The sequence below is a fragment of the Mangrovicoccus sp. HB161399 genome, assembly GCF_013184745.1.
Lineage (GTDB): Bacteria > Pseudomonadota > Alphaproteobacteria > Rhodobacterales > Rhodobacteraceae > Mangrovicoccus.
Map to the genome: position 1 here is coordinate 1 of NZ_JAATVU010000216.1, position 1,816 is coordinate 1,816.

General features: G+C 65.7%; 1 protein-coding gene. It reads left to right on the forward strand.

The genetic code is table 11. The features are described from left to right. Window positions 1-119: 119 nt before the first annotated feature. The coding region (locus HCC78_RS32400; RefSeq protein WP_172332798.1) for a methanol/ethanol family PQQ-dependent dehydrogenase at window positions 120-1,816 on the forward strand (1,697 nt) is incomplete at its 3' end.

Below are 1,816 nucleotides of genomic sequence, written 5' to 3' on the forward strand. Positions count from 1 at the left end.
ATGCCCCCTGAGTCAGGAGAGGAGCCTGTTGGGGGGAGCCCTTTGTTCCGGGAGAATCGAAGGTGCCATGGTGGGCATCCGGGGCCGGCGCAGGGGGAGGCACCATTTGGGAGGTAGCAATGAAGACGTTCATGACCCTGACGTCCGCGATCGCGGTGACCGCGGCGGGCGCAGCTTTCGCCAGCGACAGCATCCAGGCGGAAATCGACAAGCCGGAACAGTGGGTTCTGCAGACCGGCGACTACAAGAACCAGCGGTTCTCGAAGCTCGACCAGATCACCAAGGACAACGTGGGCGACCTGCAGGTGGCCTGGACCTTCTCGACCGGCGTGCTGCGCGGCCACGAAGGCTCTCCGCTCGTGGTCGGCGACACGATGTATGTCCACACGCCGTTCCCGAACATCGTCTATGCGCTGGACCTGGCCAATGACGGCGTGATCAAGTGGAAATACGAGCCGAAGCAGAACGCCGACGTGATCGGCGTGATGTGCTGCGACACGGTCAACCGCGGCGTGGCCTATGGCGACGGCAAGATCTTCCTGCACCAGGCCGACACGCGGGTGGTGGCGCTGGACGCCGATACCGGCGAGGAGCTGTGGAGCGTCATGAACGGCGACCCGGCCAAGGGCGAGACCAACACCGCGACCGTCATGCCGGTCGGCGACAAGGTCATCGTCGGCATCTCGGGCGGCGAATTCGGCGTGCAGGGCCATGTCACGGCCTATGACATGGAGACCGGCGAGATGGCCTGGCGGGCCTATTCGACCGGTCCGGACGACCAGATCCTGTTCGACCCGGAGAAGACCACCTCGCTGGGCAAGCCGGTCGGCGCGGACAGCTCGCTGAAGACCTGGGAAGGCGACCAGTGGAAGATCGGCGGCGGCACGACCTGGGGCTGGTATTCCTATGACGCCGAGGAGAACCTGATCTTCTACGGCTCGGGCAACCCCTCGACCTGGAACCCGTCGCAGCGCCCGGGCGACAACAAGTGGTCGATGACCATCTTCGCGCGCGACGCCGATACCGGCGTGGCCAAGTGGGTCTACCAGATGACCCCGCATGACGAATGGGACTACGACGGCATCAACGAAATGATCCTCACGGAGCAGGACGTTGACGGCGAGATGCGCAAGCTGCTGACCCATTTCGACCGCAACGGCCTGGCCTACACGCTGGACCGCGTCACCGGCGAGCTGCTGGTCGCCGAGAAGTACGACCCGGCGGTGAACTGGACCACCGGCGTCGACATGGACCCGGATTCCGACACCTACGGCCGTCCGGCGGTGGTGGCGGAAATGTCGACCGAGCAGAACGGCGAGGACGTGAACTCGACCGGCATCTGCCCGGCGGCGCTCGGCTCCAAGGACCAGCAGCCTGCGGCCTACCACCCCGACACCCAGATGTTCTACGTGCCGACCAACCATGTCTGCATGGATTACGAACCCTTCCGGGTGAGCTACACCGCGGGGCAGCCCTATGTCGGCGCGACGCTGGCGATGTACCCGGCGCCCGACAGCCATGGCGGCATGGGCAACTTCATCGCCTGGGACAACATCAAGGGCGAGATCAAGTGGTCGATCCCCGAGCAGTTCTCGGTCTGGTCGGGCGCCCTGGCGACCGCGGGCGACGTGGTGTTCTACGGCACGCTCGAGGGCTACCTGAAGGCGGTCGACGCGGAGACCGGCGACGAGCTCTACCGCTTCAAGACGCCCTCGGGGATCATCGGCAACGTGATGACCTACGAGCAGGCGGGCAAGCAGTACGTCGCGGTGCTCTCCGGCGTCGGCGGCTGGGCCGGAATCGGCCTCGCCGCGGG